At 36.5% G+C, this 20,206-nt stretch carries 15 protein-coding genes; 7 read left to right on the top strand and 8 right to left on the bottom strand.

From position 1 onward, the window contains the following. Positions 1–254: 254 nt before the first annotated feature. From AC07XN_RS15315 to AC07XN_RS15300, 4 genes are all read right to left on the bottom strand, one after another. On the bottom strand, positions 255–2,642 hold the full coding sequence (locus tag AC07XN_RS15315) for a ribonuclease R family protein (protein WP_494743702.1): 2,388 nt from the start codon (positions 2,640–2,642) through the stop codon (positions 255–257). A gap of 104 nt (positions 2,643–2,746) precedes the next feature. Beyond that, positions 2,747–3,622 (bottom strand): transglutaminase family protein, encoded by an 876-nt coding sequence (locus tag AC07XN_RS15310; protein WP_494743701.1) that lies wholly within the window; start codon positions 3,620–3,622, stop codon positions 2,747–2,749. After that, positions 3,612–6,185, bottom strand: a complete 2,574-nt coding sequence (locus AC07XN_RS15305) for a circularly permuted type 2 ATP-grasp protein (RefSeq protein ID WP_494743700.1) — start codon at positions 6,183–6,185, stop codon at positions 3,612–3,614. The genes AC07XN_RS15310 and AC07XN_RS15305 overlap by 11 nt, the downstream gene beginning before the upstream one ends. Positions 6,186–6,258: 73 nt before the next feature. Then, positions 6,259–6,936, bottom strand: coding sequence for an alpha/beta family hydrolase (locus tag AC07XN_RS15300; RefSeq protein ID WP_494743699.1), 678 nt, complete (start codon positions 6,934–6,936; stop codon positions 6,259–6,261). A 224-nt stretch (positions 6,937–7,160) separates the two neighbouring features. On the opposite strand from AC07XN_RS15300, the gene AC07XN_RS15295 reads away from it, so the two are divergent. Further along, entirely contained in the window at positions 7,161–8,033 is an 873-nt protein-coding gene (locus tag AC07XN_RS15295; protein ID WP_494743698.1) for a glycerophosphodiester phosphodiesterase family protein, read from the top strand. Between the two features lie 95 nt (positions 8,034–8,128). On the opposite strand, the gene AC07XN_RS15290 is transcribed toward AC07XN_RS15295, so the two are convergent. The 4 genes from AC07XN_RS15290 to gatB all read right to left on the bottom strand — a co-directional run bounded on the left by AC07XN_RS15290 (position 8,129) and on the right by gatB (position 15,574). After that, on the bottom strand, positions 8,129–11,539 hold the full coding sequence (locus AC07XN_RS15290) for a transglutaminase family protein (protein ID WP_494743697.1): 3,411 nt from the start codon (positions 11,537–11,539) through the stop codon (positions 8,129–8,131). Positions 11,540–11,988: 449 nt separating this feature from the next. Beyond that, positions 11,989–12,789, bottom strand: coding sequence for a pyrroline-5-carboxylate reductase (gene proC / locus AC07XN_RS15285; RefSeq protein ID WP_494743696.1), 801 nt, complete (start codon positions 12,787–12,789; stop codon positions 11,989–11,991). Between the two features lie 154 nt (positions 12,790–12,943). Further along, positions 12,944–14,083: a redoxin domain-containing protein gene (locus tag AC07XN_RS15280; RefSeq protein ID WP_494743695.1), complete on the bottom strand. Its 1,140-nt coding sequence runs from the start codon at positions 14,081–14,083 to the stop codon at positions 12,944–12,946. Positions 14,084–14,116: 33 nt separating this feature from the next. Further along, positions 14,117–15,574 (bottom strand): Asp-tRNA(Asn)/Glu-tRNA(Gln) amidotransferase subunit GatB, encoded by a 1,458-nt coding sequence (gene gatB / locus AC07XN_RS15275; protein WP_494743694.1) that lies wholly within the window; start codon positions 15,572–15,574, stop codon positions 14,117–14,119. 414 nt (positions 15,575–15,988) lie between these two features. Here gatB and AC07XN_RS15270 point away from each other — a divergent pair, with 414 nt between their 5' ends. The 6 genes from AC07XN_RS15270 to AC07XN_RS15245 all read left to right on the top strand — a co-directional run bounded on the left by AC07XN_RS15270 (position 15,989) and on the right by AC07XN_RS15245 (position 20,162). Next, a complete protein-coding gene (locus AC07XN_RS15270; RefSeq protein WP_309923018.1) occupies positions 15,989–16,519 on the top strand; it encodes an RNA polymerase sigma factor in 531 nt (176 codons plus the stop codon). Between the two features lie 2 nt (positions 16,520–16,521). Continuing rightward, complete coding sequence (locus AC07XN_RS15265; protein WP_494743693.1) at positions 16,522–17,157, top strand: hypothetical protein; 636 nt, start codon at positions 16,522–16,524, stop codon at positions 17,155–17,157. Positions 17,158–17,162: 5 nt separating this feature from the next. After that, positions 17,163–17,705 (top strand): hypothetical protein, encoded by a 543-nt coding sequence (locus tag AC07XN_RS15260; RefSeq protein WP_494743692.1) that lies wholly within the window; start codon positions 17,163–17,165, stop codon positions 17,703–17,705. A gap of 5 nt (positions 17,706–17,710) precedes the next feature. Next, the gene (locus AC07XN_RS15255; protein WP_494743691.1) at positions 17,711–18,094 is read left to right on the top strand and encodes a hypothetical protein; all 384 of its coding nucleotides are present in this window, start codon (positions 17,711–17,713) and stop codon (positions 18,092–18,094) included. 157 nt (positions 18,095–18,251) lie between these two features. Then, on the top strand, positions 18,252–19,541 hold the full coding sequence (locus AC07XN_RS15250; RefSeq protein WP_494743690.1) for an LVIVD repeat-containing protein: 1,290 nt from the start codon (positions 18,252–18,254) through the stop codon (positions 19,539–19,541). A 15-nt stretch (positions 19,542–19,556) separates the two neighbouring features. Further along, a complete protein-coding gene (locus AC07XN_RS15245; RefSeq protein ID WP_494743689.1) occupies positions 19,557–20,162 on the top strand; it encodes a hypothetical protein in 606 nt (201 codons plus the stop codon). Positions 20,163–20,206: the final 44 nt, after the last annotated feature.

Below are 20,206 nucleotides of genomic sequence, written 5' to 3'. Positions count from 1 at the left end.
AAAACATGAGTCATCCCGAATTTTAAAATTGCATAAAAAACGGTCTACAAACTAATTTAGACCGTTTTTTTATGATTGATAAATACCGAATTCCTACTGTTTGAGCGGAGCGAGTTTAGGAATTCTTGATTTTCTTTTGTTACTTTTCTTTTATCAAGAAAAGAAAAGTAAGGACAAGACGATAATACTTACAAATCCTCCCAAACTCACTATTTTATGAGAAAATTCGGGATGACTCATGTTTGTCAATTCTCTTACCTTTTTTTCTTTCTATCTCTGCTTTCTCCTCCACTACCTTTTGTGCGTCTATCGCCTCTTGGAGCAGACTTAGCATTTTTAGATTTATGTCTTGAGTCTCCACGATGCGATGGCTTTGTTTTTCTTTTACCATCACCGTCATTGCCTACCAAAGTCAAATCCATACTTCTGCGACCCAAATTACATTCTTTTACTTTTACCTGTAATTTGTCTCCAAATGTAAATACTTTGCCATTTCTCTGTCCAACAATTCTGTAGTTATCACGGTCGAAATCATAGAAATCATCTTTCAAATCATTCATTCTGATTAAGCCTTCCGAAGCAGTTTCGGTAATCTCTACAAAAATTCCGAATTCAGTAACGCCCGAAATGATACCGTCCCATACTTTACCTTCTTCCATCAAGCTCATAAATTCTACTTGCTTGTATTTGATAGAGGCACGTTCAGCTTCGGCAGCCATTTTCTCCATTTCAGAACTATGCTTACAACGGGCTTCCCAAGGAGCACGTTCTAAAGGCTGTCCCCCATCTAAATAATGCTGGAGCATTCGGTGCGCCATCATATCTGGATAACGACGAATAGGGCTGGTAAAATGTGAGTAAAAAGGAAATGCTAAGCCAAAGTGACCGATTGGGTCGGTGCTATATTTTGCTTTTGACATCGTTCTTACCGCCAAGTTCTCCAAAATATTCTGTTCTGGTTTCCCTTCCACATCATGCATCAAAGCATTAAACGAAGTACTTATCTGCGATACTTCCGTTTGTACATTGTATCCAAAACGTTTGGCAAATGTCGAGAAGTTTTTCAGTTTTTCTGGGTCTGGTGCATCGTGTGTACGATACACCATCGTATTTCTAGGTTCTGTTTTACGCAAATTGAATACATATTCCGCTACTTTCTTATTAGCCAATAGCATAAATTCTTCAATAAGCTTATGAGAATCCTTTCTGATTTTCTGATAAATTCCTAGCGGTTTCCCGTTTTCATCTAAGTTGAACTTTACTTCAACAGTTTCAAAATTTACGGCTCCCTTTGCAAAACGTTCGTCACGAAGTTTATGTGCTAATTGATTCAGCGTCAAAAGTTCTTTTGGGAAAGTAGGAAGTGAGGCAACGTCGTCCGTTTTCTTTTTACGTCCTTTTTTCTTAGGATCTTCTTCGGGTGTTTCAACAGGTTTTGCATCCTCTACAGCAACAGTTCCGCCTTCTATTCCATCTAAAACCTCTTGAGCTTCTTCGTAAGAGAACCTTCTGTCAGAATGGATAATAGTTCTACCAAACCATTCGCCTACTACTTTGGCGTCAGGAGTGATTTCAAAAACAGCCGAGAACGTCAATTTATCTTCATTAGGGCGAAGAGAACATAACCCATTGGATAACTTTTCAGGCAACATTGGTACTACTCTATCTACCAAATATACCGAAGTAGCTCTTTTAAAAGCCTCCGCTTCAAGATTAGATTCTGGTAACACATAATGAGTAACATCTGCAATGTGTACACCCACTTCATAATTGCCATTTTCTAAGAAGGCAAAACTGAGGGCATCATCAAAATCTTTGGCATCTACGGGGTCAATCGTGAAAGTTGTAGTTCCTCTAAAATCACGACGATTTTTGATTTCTGCTGCTGATATTTTTACAGGAATGTTTTCGGCTTCTTCTTCAATATTTTTAGGAAAACTGATTGGTAAGCCAAATTCTGCTAAAATAGCATGCATTTCAGTATTATTCTCGCCAGCTTTTCCTAAAACCTCTATTACTTGGCCTTCCATCTTACGCTCTTTTTCAGCCCAAGTCGTAATCTTTACAATTACCTTGTCGCCGTTCTGAGCATCACCAATATCATACTTTGAGACAAAAACGTCTTGGAATATTTTCTTAGCATCAGGAGTCACAAAAGCATAGTTTGGTAAAATCTCGATAGTACCTACTAATTCTTTTCTGCCTCTTTCTATAATTTCTACTACTTCGCCTTCCGCACGTGTTGTTCCTTTTTTATTTTTGGGGAATACCAATACTTTTACGGTATCGCCATCTATGGCTCCGTTTAGTTCACGGGTATTAATCCAAATATCATCTTCTCTGTCTTCAACCACTACAAAAGCAAAACGAGCGTTTACATGGTCTATTCTTCCGACTACAAATTCTGTGACAGTATCTACTATATAACTTCCGTTTTGTTGGCGAATGATTTTTTTGTTTTTATGAAGCTCTTCAAGCAATTCTCCATATAAAGTTTTTGTACTACGGTCACGAACGGCAAAGGCTTTATGTACTTGGTTTAGCGACCAAGCGGTATCTTCATTTAGGCGAAAGAACTCAAGAATTTCTTCTTTTATCCTATCGCGAAAAGTTTGTTCTTTAGATTGTTTTGGTTTAATCATTTAGCAATTAATATGTTTTTCTCAAATATACGCAAAAACAACCCGAATTCTCAGGAATAGCAATAATACTATATTTATGTATAATGATTAAAATGAAATGTATATCATGGTTCAAATAAGGGTATTACATCTACAGAAACAGATAAAGTATGTTTGCCAGAGCTAAAAATAATGCCTTTTAGCGGAGGTACATCGCTGTAATCTCGTCCATAAGCTGTAATGATATGCCTTTCTTGAGGAACTAAATCATTGGTAGGGTCAAATTCGCACCAACCAATGTTGGGAATAAATACTGAAATCCAAGCATGGGAAGCATCTGACCCTTGCAGTTTTTTCTTGCCCGGAGGAGGCAAGGTTTCTAAATAGCCACTTACATACCGAGCAGCAAAGCCCATACTTCTCAGACAGGCAATGGCTAAATGAGAGAAATCCTGACATACGCCCTTGCGTTCTTTCAACACAGTTTTAATAGGCGTATTGATATTGGTAAAATTAGAAACAAAGTCGAACTCTGTGAATATTTTATGACAAAGGTTCTTGACGCTTTCGTAAAGTGATTGATTTTCAGGGAAAGAAGCTTCTGCAAAGGCATGGATTTCTTCGTCCCAATGAATAAACGGACTAGGTAATAAATACTGTAACAATTCTATTTTTAAAGCATTATTGGTTTTAAATGCCTCGCGGGCTTCTTTACAAGATACTGAAAAATTAATATTTAAAAACTTAGGAAAGGTCTCTACTTTACTTTCAGTCTTAACAATCAATTCTCGATGAGCCGATTGTATAGAAAAATAATGAATAGTATTACCAAAAAAATCGACCCTTTCTACAATTTCAGAAGGCTTTGGACTAACTAACAACGAAAAACTATGACATATCTGTGTAGATATGTTCAGGGGTTTTAAACACACTAAACTATGATAGCTGTTTACAGAATCATGATATTTATATTTTGTTTGGTGAGTGAGTTTATATTTCATTGGTATCACTATTTTCTGGATTTTCCATTAATGAGTGTTGAATCACAGTATGAGTAAAATACACATCTGTCAGACAAACAGTAACAGACGAAATCAAACTAAAAACATTAGCGAGTAAGTTATCTAAATTTTCTCGATATAAAGTTTCTGTATCATAAGCTCCAAGCGTAGCAATATCTGTTAGCTTAATTTTAGTTGAAGCCTCCAACACTGCTTTTTCAGCTTTGGTTAGCCTTTCATTGCTTGATGTTTTAGGAAGTTTAGAAAGACATTCGGCTAAGGCATCCAATTGATAGCTGAGTGAATAAGGCAAACTTTCTTCCAACAGAATCATATCAAGCATGGCTTCTAAACTTATATGCGATTTATACAATAAACGATAATGAACTAATAAATGATGATTGATTAATACAGCCTCAACCAAATCATTTTCTACGTTAAGGTCATTTTTAAAACTAAAAGTAGAACGAATAATGCTAATTCTTGATAAGATTCTCTCAATAAGTTTCCCAGCTTCTAATAAATAAAAACCGCTGTCGCGTGGCATAGACTCTGAAATGATTCCATAGAAAGTAAATAGACGAGTATGCAACTTGTCTAAAATCTTTTGAATCATGTTCGGATTGTTAGCATCAGGGTCCGAGCTTTTAATCTTTTTTAAGCTATTTTCAATTAAATTAATGATTCTCCATGTATCATGGCTCCATTTATCACTTACCGTAATTACGCCCCTCAAAAAATATTCTACACTATAAGCTATTGTTCCTGCTTTTTTAGCATTAAAAACTAAATCATGAATACCTGGATAAGGATTTTTCAATAATTCAGGATTATCGTCGTCAATAAAGCCAGGATAACTGAGGGTAAGGTGTGTAAGAGACTTTAGCAATATATCAATGTGCTCTGATTTAACAGAACCACCAAAGTTGACATTTTCTTGCAAGGCATTAATCGTAATTTTCAAAAACTTTGTCGTAGCCATTGTTCTTTCACAATACCTTCCTACCCAAAACAGGTTTTCGGCACTTCGGCTAGGTAACGATGTATGATGATGAACAGATGCTGCCGTTGGAATGATAATCCGCGGAGGAGGCTGTAAAACGGTATCAGATACAATCCAAGTGTCTTTAGAAAAACCACCATACTGATGCGAAATCTCAAAGCGGTCTCTTACGGCTGAACTACGGGTTAAACCGCCATCCATCACGTGATAATCTTTGCCATCTGAAACCAAATAAGCACGTAATGCTGCAAAACGAGGCTCAATTTTTCCATCAACCAAGGCTGGCGTAGTAGAAAGACTTACTTCTTCTTGGGCAACGTATTCAGTAGGATTTTCAATAATAAGCTTACGGAGATCATTTAATTGTGCTTCCGTTAATGACTTTCCATAAACTGACCTTATTTTTTGTTTACGATTAGTACTTTTTATAATCAATTTCGGCAGATTCGCCAATACATGATTCATCTCTTTGGCTTGTCCGCACCACCAAGTAGCCACTGAAGGCATAATCAGGCTTTCACCTAAAAAGAACCTAGAAGCGGCATTCATAAAGGGTAATAAACCATTGTTTTCGAGCACACTTGAGCCAGGAGGATTAATCACTGAAACATTTCCTGAACGAATGGCGTGTAATAGCCCCGGAATTCCTAAACGAGAATCTTGCCTAAGCTCCAGAGGGTCGCACCATTCATCATCAATCCTTCTTATGATAACGTCTACTTTTTCTAACCCATCGATAGACTTTAACCAAACGAAACCATCGCGCACCAATAAATCATCACCTTGTACTAAAGTGTATCCCAAATAAGCCGCCAAATAAGCATGTTCAAAATAAGTTTCGTTATTTGAGCCTGGTGTTAGGTAAACAATGTTAGGATAATCTTTTGCTTTGACGGCCAAAGAAGCTACTGTTTGTTGAAGACTGGTAAAAAAAGGAGAAAGCCTGCTTACATACATTCCATTAGTAAGTTCAGGCAATATTTTACTCATCACACTTCTATTTTCAAGGGCATAGCCTGTTCCAGAAGGTGCTTGTGTTCTATTATCTAATACCCACATCCTGCCGTCGGGTCCACGAGCGATGTCGGCAGCATATAGGGTTAATTGATTTTCAGAAGGTAGCTTTATATCATTACAAGCCCTAAAAAAGCCTCTATTCCCATATACTAATTCAGGAGGTAGGATGTTTTCTTTGATTAACCGTTGACGACCGTAGATGTCTCTCAACATTAAATCTAAGACTAATGCTCTTTGTTTAAGCCCTTTCGCAACAACGTTCCATTCTTTTTGTTCGATAAGAAAGGGAATAGGGTCTAGTTGCCAAGGTCGATTTAAACTTCCTGAATTTTCATAAACATTATAAGTAACACCATTTTCACGAAGTTTGTTGATAATTTCAAAATTTCGAGAATGGAGTTCCTTCATACCTATTTTTTCTAAAGTAGAAAAAAGTGTTTGCCAATGAGGTTTTACTTGACCGTTTGCTCCCAAGATTTCATCATAAGAGTTAATTTCTCGCTGATAGGCTTGAAGTAAATTAGGTGATTTTTCTGTAATCATCGCTCATTGGTTGAAAATGAAGTATTTTAAAATTTATTAAAATTAAAGCTTTTGTAGGAAAACCTTGCACTACTCATTTGATAACTTCATCAATTTTAGCATATACTGTGTTCCAAGTGCTATCGCCGATATTAAAATTATGGTCTGTATCTACAAAAAATAAGTTGATTTGTGGGCTTAAATGATACTTTTCCTTAATCTCAATACCTCCATATTCATCATTAATTCCCTGAATAATTAACATCGGCGTTTGTAGGTGTGCTAAATGTAAATATCTTTCGGGTTCTACACCATTATTAGGATTTTGAAATGGATACCCCAAACACACAATGTGTTTAATATTCAATTCATCTGCGATGAGAGAAATAGCTCTGCCTCCTGATGACCTTGAAAAAACTATTAATTCATTGTTAGCACTCAGGTTTTGTATCCGCTTTTTTAGTCTGGGACATCTAAATTCGATAAACTGATTAGGACGGTTGTATAAATAAACTGCATAACTCCAGTGAGTAACCAAATACAACAGTTTAACCAGCTTAATGTTGAATGCTTTGATAGATTTTGGGAGCCATTTTAGATGACTTTCAATGGACTGAAGTTTATAGATAAAACTTCCTGCGGGGTGTTCCCACATTATTTTGTAGTTGTTCTTTTTGAGGTAGTTTCTTAAGATATGGTTCAAATGAGTGTCCTTGTGCCAATCGTCTCTTCCTACCAGTAAAACAACCTTTTTAAGAGATTGAGTTTTCATCACCTTTATTATTAGCAGTATAGTAATGGTTATTATTAAAATAAAAGTAATAAAAAAAATATCAAAAAATATTAGTATTATCCTGTAATATTTCCAATTCAATGGCTTTACATTAGTGTTTTCGATAAATAATCCTTTATCAATATTTAATCATTCATAATTGTAAGCATTAGAATACATTGTTAAATTGGTAACTATTACCATCTTTTAAACATCATCATCAAATGAAATTATCAATTCAATTATTTTCTAGCATTTTGTTATTCATGGTTTGTATAAACAATATTCATGCCCAGAAAAAAGATACGGCAATTTACGTCAATCAACATTTTAAAAAATCATGGAAGAATGGGCCACTTATTAGCGGACACCGTGGTGGATTTGATAGTAATTTACCTGAGAATAGTCTTGCTCGTTTTAATATGATTGCTAATGCCTTCAAAAAATCAGCAGTAATGCTAGAATTAGACATCAGACAAAGTGCTGATGGAGATTTGTTTATCATGCATGATGAAACCATTGATAGAACGACCAATGGTGTTGGTGCTATTAAGCAATTGACATCAACGTATTTAGAAAGCTTATACCTAAAAGCACAAAAGGGTGATCCTACACAAGAACGTATTCCAACTTTTGATGGAGTTTTAAAATGGTTATCGGCCCATAAAAACGTTTATCTGATGGTAGATGTAAAAGATGATTTATGGCAAAAAACAGTGCAAAAGATAAAGAAAAAAAGACTAGAAGACCGATGCTTAATTCTGACGTTTTCACCCATCAATACACAGAAAGTATATCAGCTTTCTTCTTCAATTACTATTTCAACATTAATCAGTAACGAGGAGGATTGGGAAAGAATAAAAGCCTTGAATATACCTTTCAGTAATTTGGTAGCTTATATTAATGCTAAAACCCCTGTGTCATTAATTGAAAAACTCAAGAAAAATGGGATAGTGTTAACAAGTGATATTAGCGAAAATGTTCAAAAACATCCTGATGCTTTTGATAAAGGATATTATACGGAATTTCTAAAAACGAAACAGGTAGATATATTAATTACTGATTATCCTTTTGCGGTGAAGGAGTTGTTGAAATGAAAATTAGCTTTGAAGAAAATCAATTTACAATTAAATTCAAATTCTCCTAAATATCGCTAGTGATATTTAGGAGAATTGAAAAAATGAAATTTATATTACCTTCTTTTCCAGTACTTTCTTAAATCTAAAGTATTTGGATATTCTGGATTAATTATTTCTATAGGCGTATCGGCCTTAAGATCCTTTTTGTTCTCTGCCACAAACCTAGAAATTGTTGGCGTATTTCTGATTGGTGCTGCCTCTTCTGTTTCTGGTGCATCTGGTGTATGTCCAAAACCCCAGAAACGGCTAATCATCCTTGATTCTGCCTCGTAACTATTAATTGGGTATGTATCAAAACTTCTACCGCCTGGGTGCGATACGAAGTAGGTACAGCCTCCAATTACTTTATTATTCCAAGTATCCAAAATATCAAATACCAAAGGTGCATCTGCGCCAATAGTAGGATGCAATGCCGAAGGCGGGTTCCATGCTTTGTAACGAACACCTGCTACAAATTCGCTTTTTACACCTGTGCTTCTTAATGGAACTCTACAACCGTTACAGGTTAATATATGACGACCTTCTATAAAGCCAGTTACTTTTACCTGTATTTTCTCCAAAGAAGAATCTACAAAGCGAGCAGTACCAGAGTTTGACAATTCTTCGCCTAGTACGTGCCAAGGCTCTATGCCCGAACGGATTTCTAGTTGAGTATTATCAACGGTAATACCGCCATAATAAGGGAAACGGAATTCAAAGAAAGCATCAAACCAAGAGATGTCGAAATTATACCCTGCATCCTTCAAATCATTCACAACATCAAGCATATCTAAATAAGCGTAATGTGGCAAAAGGAAACGGTCGTGTAATTCTGTACCCCAACGCACTAACTTTTTCTTGTATGGTTCTTTCCAGAATTTAGCAATCAAAGCCCTAATCAATAAGGTTTGAACCAAGCTCATGTGTTTATGAGGAGGCATATCGAACCCTCTGAATTCTAAAATGCCTAAACGACCCGTTGATGAGTCAGGAGAATACATTTTATCAATACAGAATTCTGTACGGTGTGTATTGCCTGTCACATCTACTAAAAGGTTTCTGAAAATCCTATCAACCATCCAGAAAGGCACATTTTCACCTTCAGGGATTTGGTCGAAAGCAATCTCCATTTCATACAATCGCTCTTCTCTACCTTCGTCAAAACGCGGTGCTTGACTAGTTGGTCCAATAAAAGGGCCAGAGAATAAATAACTTAATACAGGGTGATGTTGCCAGTAGGTAATCAAACTACGTAATAAATCTGGACGACGTAAGATTGGGCTATCCTCTGGTTTGGCACCTCCAATCGTTACGTGGTTACCTCCGCCAGTACCTGTATGTTTGCCATCTACCATGAATTTTTCTGTACCCAAGCGAGCAAAGAAGGCTTCTTCGTATAAAGCAGTGATGTTGTCAACTAACTCCTGCCAATTTTTGGCTGGATGAATATTTACTTCAATTACCCCTGGGTCTGGTGTAACATTTAGTTTTTCTAAACGATAATCAGACGGAGGAGGGTAACCTTCAATCCTAATCGGTAGTTGAAGCTTTTCACAAGTTGCTTCAATACAAGCAATCAAGTCTAAATAATGCTCTAAATACTCAGTAGGAGGTAAGAATGCATACAAAATACCTTCTCTCTCTTCAATTGTTAAAGCCGTAGTGAACGTAGGAACTTCGAAAATAATCTGCTTTTCGTTCCCTTTTTCTTTTTCGTCTTCGCTCACTTTTTTAGCAGGAGGGAGTTCATAGTCTGGAGCAACAGCACCATAACGTTTTTCCACAACTCCACTAAAATCACCTAATGGTGCTAAATCTTCAAAGGGGCTACGTTCGGCTGGAAACTCTTTTCTATCGTCTGATAACGCAGGCAATGAGTCCAATGGCAAACGATAGCCAATTGGAGAATTACCCGGAATTAGGTAACAATGATTCCTTCTGAAACTCCAAGCACAGCTTGTCCAAGTATTGATACCTCTATCCCATTTCAAAGGAAAAACAAAGCCAGTAGGATTGTTCAGTCCTTTTTCCAACAGTTTGGCTAAGGTGCGTCTTTCTACTGAATCTTTTAAATTTACTTTTAGGGGGTCAATATTAACAGGAATCTTACCTTCTTCTAAAGCCCAATAAATAGGGTCTTCATAAGCAGGAATAATATTATTGCTGTTGATGCCTAAGTATTTTGTCAGTTCAAAGGTGAACTTTTCTGCATCATGGAAGGTGAATTTTTGGTCGTTTTCTTTAGCAACCAATGCATCATTTTTCCAGATGGTATGTCCGTCTTTTCTCCAATATAGTGCATATTGCCAACGTGGAATCAATTCGCCTGGGTACCACTTCCCTTGTCCGAAGTGTAATAATCCACCATGAGCAAAACGATTTTTTAGGCGTAATGCTAAATCATAGGCTAATTTTCGTTTTAAAGGGCCATCCGCAGTAGAGCTCCATTCTGGCGATTCATAATCATCTACTGAAACGAAGGTCGGTTCGCCTCCCATCGTCATCCGTACATCGCCTTCTTGTAAATCCTTTTCTACATCATAACCCACTTGCATGATGTCTTCCCACTGCTGGTCTGTATAAGGCTTCGTTACCCTTGGGTCTTCATGGATTCTGGTAACTTTATTGTCAAATTCAAACGTAACATTACAAACATCGGTAGCACCTGTCACAGGGGCAGCACTTGCATAGTCTGGTGTACACGACAAAGGAATGTGTCCTTCGCCCGCAAAAAGCCCAGAAGTAGGATCAAGTCCAATCCAGCCAGCACCCGGTATGTAAGCTTCAACCCAAGCGTGCAAATCGGTAAAATCAGCTACGGGTCCAGAAGGCCCATCTAAAGATTTAATATCTGACGTAAGCTGTACTAAATAGCCAGATACAAATCTGGCTGCAATACCGTGCTGTCTTAGAATCTGAACTAACAACCAAGATGAATCGCGACAAGAACCACTTTTGATAGTAAGGGTTTCTTCACAACTCTGTACACCCGTTTCCATACGGATGTTATATTGTAAATCATTAAAAACTCTTTGATTGAGGTAAACTAAAAAATCAACAGTATTGATTTCAGTGTAAACCTTATTACTTTCAATCCAACTCATTAATTTTTCGCCAGATTCTCTTTGTTCAAAATACGGGCCTAGTTCTCTTCTTAACTGTTCGTCATATTTGAAGGGAAATTTTTCGGCATATTCTTCTACAAAAAAATCAAATGGATTGATTACCTGTAATTTGGCAATAACTTCTACCTCTACATGCAATTCTGTGGTTTTTTCGGGAAAAACTACTCTGGCTTGATAATTACCGAATGGGTCTTGTTGCCAATTGATGAAATGATTTTCAGGAAATATTTTGAAAGAGTATCCTTCAATCACTGTTCGTGAATGTGGCGCAGGACGTAATCTAAAAATGTGTGGAGATAGACTGACGCTTCTATCAAACTTGTATTTCGTCTTATGAGAAATGGCAACTTTTATCGACATATAGATTGAAATTGAACGTTAGTTTTATGATTTATGTAAAAAAAGCGAAAAATAGTGTTAAAATGAAGGGGATAGCTATAAAATTATATTTTTGCTTGAAATAGTTTATTTAAAAGTGAAAGTAATTGAAGAAGGCTTTTAACTTTCAGCTTTTGGACATCAGATTTTGGGATTAGGAAATAAACTTTTGGATATTTGAGAAAATCAGTCGTTTAAAATCTGTGGAGAATTGTGATGAGAGAATGCTTGAAAATTTACTAACCATTTAGCATCATTAAGGGGTTAATTAATAAAGTAAAGCGTTTACATTCAAGCCTTATCACTAGCGAGGGACTTAAGCCCCTCGCTAGTGATAATAAAAGATTTGATAATAATATTGTTAAACAAATAAGGACGAATGCAATTAGTCCCTACTGTTTTTTAAAAAGCCTACAGCCTATTGCTTGAACCTATTTCGATAATTCCGTCGCTCTTTTCTGAGCAGCGTAAATTCCTTCTTGTAAGTTTTGTGCTAAAAGTCCTTCTTCAAAACGTTTCAAGGCAGCTTCTGTAGTACCCCCTTTTGATGCCACCGCTTTGATTAATTCATCTAAACTTTTTTCAGCATTATTAATTAAATGGAAAGAACCCAACATGGTTTGTTTTACTAACAAAGCGGACATAGATTCTTCAAAGCCCATTTGTTTTCCTGCTTCAATCATCGCTTTTACTAAGTAGAAAAAGTAAGCAGGCCCGCTACCACTCAATGCCGTTACGGCATCTAATAAACTTTCATCTTCTAAGAAAACGGCTCTACCAGTTGAGTTAATAAGATTTTCTACCTTTTTTAATTGACTTAAAGTAATATCGCCAGCAGCCGAGAAAGCCGTCATACCCATTCCTAGCAATGCAGGCGTATTGGGCATAGCACGGACCACCAAAGGGTGATTTAGGGTGCTAATGATTTTTTCAATAGAAATCCCCGCCATGATACTTAGTACCAATTGCTTAGGCTGAATTACGGCACGAAGTTCTTCTTGTAAAGACGGGAAATCCTGTGGTTTTACGGATAAAATAATTAAATCATACTCTCCGATTTTAGAAGAAATGGTGTCAATAACAACTCCTGCTTTTTCCAGTCGTAATGCTTCGGCACGGTCTGAGTTTTTTTCAATCAGAAAAAGGTCTTCCTTTTTTACTAAATCATATTGGATAAACGATTTGGCAAATGCCATTCCCATATTTCCTGCTCCGATGATGGCTACTTTCATTTCAAAAAATTGATTGTGTGATAGAATCTCTGAGATATTTTTCTCAACATTCTGTTTTGATTGTTTGGAAGAACAAAATTACATGAAAAATCCCTGACAGTTTTATAAAAAATGTCAGGGATTGAAATATGCAGAATAATATTTTGAGAATTGCTTATTTTAGAATCTCTTCCAATTTTTTTTCAAGCTCTTCTCCTCTCAGGTTTTTTGCAATAACTTTTCCTTCTTTGTCTAATAAGAATGTTGCAGGTATTCCCTGAACGCCATAGGCTACGGCTGCTGCTGAATTCCAATATTGTAAATCAGAAACATGATTCCAAGCCATACCATCTTTTTCGATAGCAGTCAGCCATGATGTTTTTTCTTGATCTAAGCTTACTGAAAAAATATCGAAGTTTCTGTCTTTGAATTTATAGTATATCCTTACAACGTTTGGATTTTCTCTGCGACATGGCCCACACCACGATGCCCAAAAGTCAAGTAATACATATTTTCCTCGCAAAGACGATAAAGCTAATACTTTATCATTCGGCGTTTTCATCGCAATTTCTGGTGCTTCCGAACCTACACTGACACCTTTCAACCGCATTACTTGTTGCAAGAAAGTCTTGATATGAACATTAGCAGAATTGCCTTTTTCAATCTTGAATTTTTCGGCTACTTGTAATAATGTTTCCGTATCGTTCTCAGGATTTAAGAAATTGCCAGCCGTCCACAAAGCCACCAAATGCGTACCCATTTCTGGAAGGAGGGCTTTTATTTTGTTAAGGTTCGCTTCTTGTGCCGCTTGAAATTCGTTCTGAATTTTTTGAATCGTGGCATCATCTTTCTTGGCTTGTGCTGCTGTTACTTGTAAATTCCAAGATTCTACTTTGGTTTGTAACTCTTGGCTAATTTTCAGAATTCTATTGAAATATTCAATATTCTTAGAATCTCCAGTCAATTGAAAACTCCCTCTTTTGGCAGGCGTATCCAATCCATCAGCAATAAGTTTAACTGTCTCTCCACCTTCCAGAATCAATAATACTTTCTGGCTGAGTTCCATACCGAAGAAATTGATTAAATAATAACCACCACCATCAGGTATTTTGCTATTAAACTTGAATGATTTGTCAGCAGCTACTACCGCAGAATCTACCGTGATGGCATTTCCTCGGCCGTTAATTACCTGTAGTAATACCTTTTTATCAGGCACTACATTCATTACTTTCCCCGTAATATTAACCACTTTATCCTGAGCAAAAGTATAGATACTCGTCAGTACAAATAAAATGATGATTGATATTTTTTTCATGTTTTGTGAATGATAACTCAATTTATAAGCTAGTTATAAATTGTCTAAAGTTTTTTGCAATAAAGCAGTGGTTACTTTAGGATCAGCCGAACCTTTAGATTTCTTCATGATTTCACCCATGAACATACTTAAAAGCCCTTTTTTGCCATTTTTGTATTCTTTTACTTTCGCTGGATTATTGGCTAAAACCTCATCAACTAACGTTTGAAGTGCATCTGTATTGCTTTGTTGAATCAGATTCTTGGCTTCGGCAATTTGTAATGGCGTTTTAGTGGTATCGGCAATCATTTCTGGGAAAATCTGGTGCGCAGCCGTTGAGTTACTCACTTTACCATCATCAACCAATTGTATTAATTTCGCCAATTGCTCGGGAGTAATGCTTAATTGTCCGATTTCTAAATTATGGTCGTTCAGATATGATTTTACCGTACCCATTATCCAGTTTGAAACTGCTTTATAATGTTTTGTAAATTGGCACGTTGCTTCAAAATATTCTGCTACTTCTCTGGTATCGGTTAATACATGGGCATCATATTCTGGCAGGCCATATTGCTTAGTGAATTTCTCTAATAACTCCCACGGTAAAGCAGGCATTGATGCCTTTACTGACGAAAGCCATTCTTCCGAAATTACTAAAGGGACAAGGTCTGGCTCAGGAAAATAACGATAATCGTTCATTGATTCTTTTTCACGCATACCCGATGTACGCCCAGTGGCAGGGTCAAAACTACGTGTTTCTTGAATGATTTTCTCGTTATTTTCAACGGCATCAATTTGTCTTACAATTTCATATTCAATGGCTTTTTGGATAAAACGCATTGAATTCATGTTTTTGATTTCAACTTTTGTTCCGAAAACTTTACTACCTACGGGCATGACCGAAATATTGACATCGCAACGAAGTGAACCTTCTTCCATGTTGCCATCACAAATACCAAGGTAACGCACTAGCTTACGTACTTCGGTCATAAAAGTAGCGGCTTCTTCGGCTGACTTGATTTCTGGTTCGGTTACCATTTCTATCAATGGCGTTCCTGCACGGTTATAGTCTAATAAACTATCGCTTGAACCATCAGTATGTAATGATTTTCCTGCATCTTCTTCAAGGTGAATATGATGAAAACGAACTGTTTTTTCGCCTGTCGAGAGTTTCACATGCACACCACCACCCATGCAAATAGGGGTTTTATCTTGTGTGATTTGGTAACCTTTAGGAAGATCTGGATAGAAGTAGTTTTTTCTGTCAAAATACTGATTTTCAGTTATTTTAGACTGGCAAGCAATGCCCATTTTCATGGCAAATTCTACCGCTCTTTTATTTAGCTTTGGCAGAGTACCCGGATGCCCGAGGGTAATGGGTGAAATATGGGTATTAGGTGAAGCACCAAATGACGCAGCATCGGCTGCAAAAATTTTACTCTCAGTTTGTAACTGAGCGTGTACTTCTAAGCCGATAACGACTTCGTATTTATCTCTTATTTCTTGATTCACAGAAGGTACAATTTCAAATTTTAGAATGCAAAGATAATAAAAAGCAAATAGTTAGTGGCTTTAGAACAGATAAGTAAGTGGTGACAGAGAAAAATATAATTTTTTTTAGTTCTTTTCCAACCGTTTAATAAGAATAAACGTCTTTATACAAAAGCTCCATAAAACTTAGTTATAAAGTAAGTAGAAGAAGTATTTGTGTGATTAAGGTTATCGGGTTACCCGTGGCTGGTCTATTAGCCAATCCACCAATGCGAAAGCAATTTACTAGACTAATGAGGTCTGGTGAAGACACCAACTTTGGCTAAAGGCTTTCGGTTGTCAGTCATTTGTAGGCAGCTTTTAGCCGACTGCTTACAGCCGAAGTCCGACAGCAACAATAAAATACACATAAGCCTCTTTAATTAACAATAAATTTTGGAAAACGAAGAACAGCTCATACAGGCCTGTCTGCAAAATGACCGTAACGCCCAACGAAAGCTATACAATGCTTACGCTGGTAGAATGTTGGTGGTCTGTGCTCGTTATATGCAAAGTAAAGAAGAGGCCGAGGATGTATTGCAAGAGGCATTTATTAAGATATTTCAAAATTTAAGTAAGTTTAGAGGTGAGAGTACCTTAGGAGCTTGGATTAAGCGAATCGTTATCAATGTTGCCATCAATCATATTCGGGCACAACAGCATTTTCAAGGAATGGATAATGTACAGGAATATGAAAATCAATTTACCGATGGCTTGAATGGTATTGAAGGCATTAATTTTCAAGAATTAATTGAAATGATTCGGAAATTACCAAAGGGCTGTCAGTCTGTTTTTAACCTTTATGCCATAGAGGGATATCAACACAAAGAAATCGCTGAGATGCTAAATATTACAGAAGGAACATCAAAGTCACAATATGCAAGAGCAAGAGCCATTTTACAAAGTCAATTATCCGTAAATAGCTAATGATGAACGATTTTACAAATAATTCATTTGAGGAACAATGGCAAAAAGCCTTTGAAGATGCCTCTTTGACTCCATCTGATGCCGTTTGGGATAAGATAGAGCAAGGCTTGAGCATTGAGGCTACGCCAACGGCTCCTCAAACCCCTAAAAATACATTTCCATTCTATTACATAGGTACTGTTCTGGTAACATTACTAGGGATAGGATATTGGGTTTTTATTGCCAACACTGACATTACCAAAGACATTGAACCTGCCGTACAGCAACAAATAAAGTTAGAAAAACAAATATTGGTGAAAAGTCCTACGCCTACTATCAATGAAAAAGAGGTAAGAAAAATTCAACCTCTAGACCCACAATTACCAGTTAAAACCAAGCCTCTTCCGATAGAATTATCGGAAGAACAACCTTTGGAAAATTTGCCAGAAGAACCTATAGAAAGAACTAAACTGGCAGATAGCATTGAGATGATAACGCCGTTATCAACAAAAAATACCACTCATACATGGCAACAGCCTAATATTGTTGTGCCAGTAGAGGCAACACCATATTACGAACCAGCAAAACCAAAACCTCCTAAAAAGTCAATTTTTAAAAATGTAAAAGTATCAGTTGGAGTAGGAACCTATCAACAATAATTAACATGAAAAGACTCACATTATTATTAGTTTCTCTAATGACATTAGGGATGCTATCATGTTCAGAAAATGAACTACAAACGCCCAAATCTTCTGAAGATATCAGCGCAGAAACACTTGATAATTACCTAGTTTTTAGCCATGTTGGTTTAGGCTGGGGTTGCAGAGCATCAGTTATTTATATGGTAACGAATAGCGGAAAAGTATATGCCGATACCAGTGGCAATTTCTGTAAAGACCAAGAGAAATATTCTTTTGTAGGATACCAATTGCCTGATAGTGAGTATGCTAAGGTGAAAAACGTAATAACTGAATTCCCTGCGGACTTAGCTAATCAAGCAAGTAAAACATTCGGTTGCCCAGGCTGTGCCGACGGAGGGATGTTATTAATACAAAGAAAAGAAAAAGGCAAAGCGATTAAAACTTGGAGAGTAGATGATAGCGTTTTTTATAGAGAAACAGATGTTAATAATCAGACTTTCCCGACTTATTTATCTAAGTATGGTAAGATACTCGGACCAGTGTATACAAGTATAAAATATAAATAATAGCCATGAAATTATCTAAAATGCTTTATGTGTTTCTTGTTTTTGTACTATTTTATGCCTGTAAGAATAAAGATGTATTTGGTAATGAAGAGGAGGATAATGCAAAGTTAGCACAAATGGCATCAGACATTGAAGCTTTCGCTATCAACAAGGCTTGTGCTGGCGATGACTGTAGAGTGATGCCAATGGGAGCCAAAGCTTGTGGTGGACCTACCCGATTTATTGTATATTCTTTGTCGAAAACAGATGAGAAAGTATTAACTGAGAAAGTGAAAAGCTATACAGATTTTCAAAAAGAATTGAATGCAAAATACAACAGGGTTTCTGACTGTTCTATGATACTTATGCCTACCGTGGATTGTGTAAACGGACTTTGTACAACTAAATAATATCTGATTGAGTAAAGCTGTTTAACCTCATAAAAAGAGTTGTGGATTTTGATTTAAAATTGTTGATATACACAATTTTAAATTCAGGATTCGCAACTCGCAATTTAAAAATTCCAACTTATCACTCTTACTTAACGCCTTTTTAGGCTTTTTGCTCATGAAAAAAACTTTACTCCGAGCAATTCACTTCATTGCTTTGTTAATTGCTTTTGTTTCTTGTAAAGACCATTGTCAAGAAACCAATACCTACAGAGGAACTGAATCAGTGTTAATCTCATTAAATGAACTCAGGAACAGTGTAAAAGCTTTGCCTGCACAAGACTTAGTGAATCCTGGAAAAATTTATGTCAAAGATAACTATCTGTTTATCAATGAAATAAAGAAAGGTTTCCATGTGATAGATAATTCAAATCCAGCATCACCCAAAGCCATTGCTTTTATTCAAGTATTAGGGAATATTGATATTGCCGTGCAAGATAATATCCTATATGCCGATAGTTACACCGATTTTGTAGCTTTTGATATTAGTAATCCTACTGCTATCAAAGAGGTATCAAGGGTAAACGAAGTATTTACTTATGGAGTAGCAGATGGTATTGGTTGGAGTTATAATGCGAACAATCAGACTATCTATGACTATAAATGGAAATGGTATACTACTACTCAAGAAGTATCATGCGACCCTTCCTATTACCCAATTGCGTATTATGATAGTTGGTCGCTATATTCAAGCTTTTCATCAAGCAGTTCTACAGGTTCAGTAGCTAAAGGAGCAGGAGTTGGAGGATCGACAGCAAGATTCACGATTGCGAATAATCACCTATATGCTGTTACGCAAGATGAAATGAAACTCTTTAGCTTGGCTAATCCTGAAAAACCGACCAAAGATGCTAGTATAAAACTTGGTTTTGGTATCGAGACTATCTTCCCTTATAAAAATAAATTATTCTTGGGTACAACAACAGGAATGCAAATATGGAACAATGAAAACCCTAGTAATCCTACGTTTTTATCTCGTTTAGACCACGTGAGAGCTTGCGACCCTGTAGTGGTTGAAGACGATATCGCTTATGTTACCCTTCGTTCGGTAAATAATTTTAGCCGTTGTGGGGCAGCTATTGCCAATCAGCTAGATGTTATCAATGTTTCAAATCCAGCTACGCCTGTGTTGTTAAAATCATATAATATGGATAGCCCTTATGGCTTAGGAATAGATAATAAAAAACTATTTATCTGTGAAGGTAAAGGGGGACTAAAAACGTTTAATGCTACCAATTCAATGGATATTAAGCTAATTCAGCATTTTACAGATATGAATACTTATGATGTAATTCCTTTGAATGGTACTTTAATGCTCATTGGCAAGGACGGTTTATATCAATATGATTATAAAGATGCCAATAATTTGAAATTGTTGAGTAAGATATTGGTAAAACGAGAAAACTAATAAGCCGTGAAAAACATGAAATGTATATTAACAATAATAGGTTGCCTCATCTTTTCTGTGGCTTATACACAAGAAAAATCGAGCAAGAGTTTTTTGAAAGATAAATACGTAAATTTTACAGAAATAGGAGGGTTGTTTGGTAAGTCGTATCAAATCACGCAGATGTCTTATTCTACTCCTGTTGAGGGACGAACCAATTTTACGATTCAATCATACAATGGGTACAAAATATCGGATAAACTTTCAGCAGGGGTTACTGTAGGAGTCGATTGGTTTCATTCAATGCAGATTGTTCCTGTATCGTTAGGAATAAGAAATACTTATGGAAGAACAGATTCCAAAAAAGTAAGACCTTATATCGGCGTTGATGCTGGATATGGTTTTACATGGCTGAATGATGATTCGTCTGATAACCAAACCGCTAAGGGAGGTTTGGCAATTAGTCCTGTTCTGGGATTACTGATTCCAACGGGCGGGCAAGCTAACTTTGTATTGAGTATCGGTTACAAGCATAATGCTTTTACTACAACTACCAATACGGGTAATGATGATTACCCTTCTAGTAGAACAAAGGAATATGAGTTGAACAGAATGGCGGTAAGGTTGGGGGTGAATTTCTAAATTAAATAATCTTCTCAAAAAAAATCCCTTTCAGTATTATACTG

It is taken from the genome of Arcicella sp. GW458-12-2-14-TSB2 (genome assembly GCF_059423785.1).
This window is presented reverse-complemented; position numbering and strand designations above follow the sequence as displayed.

Coding starts and splice junctions, on each gene's coding strand:
- AC07XN_RS15295 (WP_494743698.1), top strand. CDS start 7,161: ATGAAATTATCAATTCAATTATTTTCTAGCATTTTGTTATTCATGGTT.
- AC07XN_RS15290 (WP_494743697.1), bottom strand. CDS start 11,539: ATGTCGATAAAAGTTGCCATTTCTCATAAGACGAAATACAAGTTTGAT.
- AC07XN_RS15305 (WP_494743700.1), bottom strand. CDS start 6,185: ATGATTACAGAAAAATCACCTAATTTACTTCAAGCCTATCAGCGAGAA.
- AC07XN_RS15250 (WP_494743690.1), top strand. CDS start 18,252: ATGAAAAAAACTTTACTCCGAGCAATTCACTTCATTGCTTTGTTAATT.
- proC (WP_494743696.1), bottom strand. CDS start 12,789: ATGAAAGTAGCCATCATCGGAGCAGGAAATATGGGAATGGCATTTGCC.
- AC07XN_RS15265 (WP_494743693.1), top strand. CDS start 16,522: ATGAACGATTTTACAAATAATTCATTTGAGGAACAATGGCAAAAAGCC.
- AC07XN_RS15245 (WP_494743689.1), top strand. CDS start 19,557: ATGAAATGTATATTAACAATAATAGGTTGCCTCATCTTTTCTGTGGCT.
- AC07XN_RS15315 (WP_494743702.1), bottom strand. CDS start 2,642: ATGATTAAACCAAAACAATCTAAAGAACAAACTTTTCGCGATAGGATA.
- AC07XN_RS15260 (WP_494743692.1), top strand. CDS start 17,163: ATGAAAAGACTCACATTATTATTAGTTTCTCTAATGACATTAGGGATG.
- AC07XN_RS15255 (WP_494743691.1), top strand. CDS start 17,711: ATGAAATTATCTAAAATGCTTTATGTGTTTCTTGTTTTTGTACTATTT.
- AC07XN_RS15300 (WP_494743699.1), bottom strand. CDS start 6,936: ATGAAAACTCAATCTCTTAAAAAGGTTGTTTTACTGGTAGGAAGAGAC.
- AC07XN_RS15310 (WP_494743701.1), bottom strand. CDS start 3,622: ATGAAATATAAACTCACTCACCAAACAAAATATAAATATCATGATTCT.
- AC07XN_RS15280 (WP_494743695.1), bottom strand. CDS start 14,083: ATGAAAAAAATATCAATCATCATTTTATTTGTACTGACGAGTATCTAT.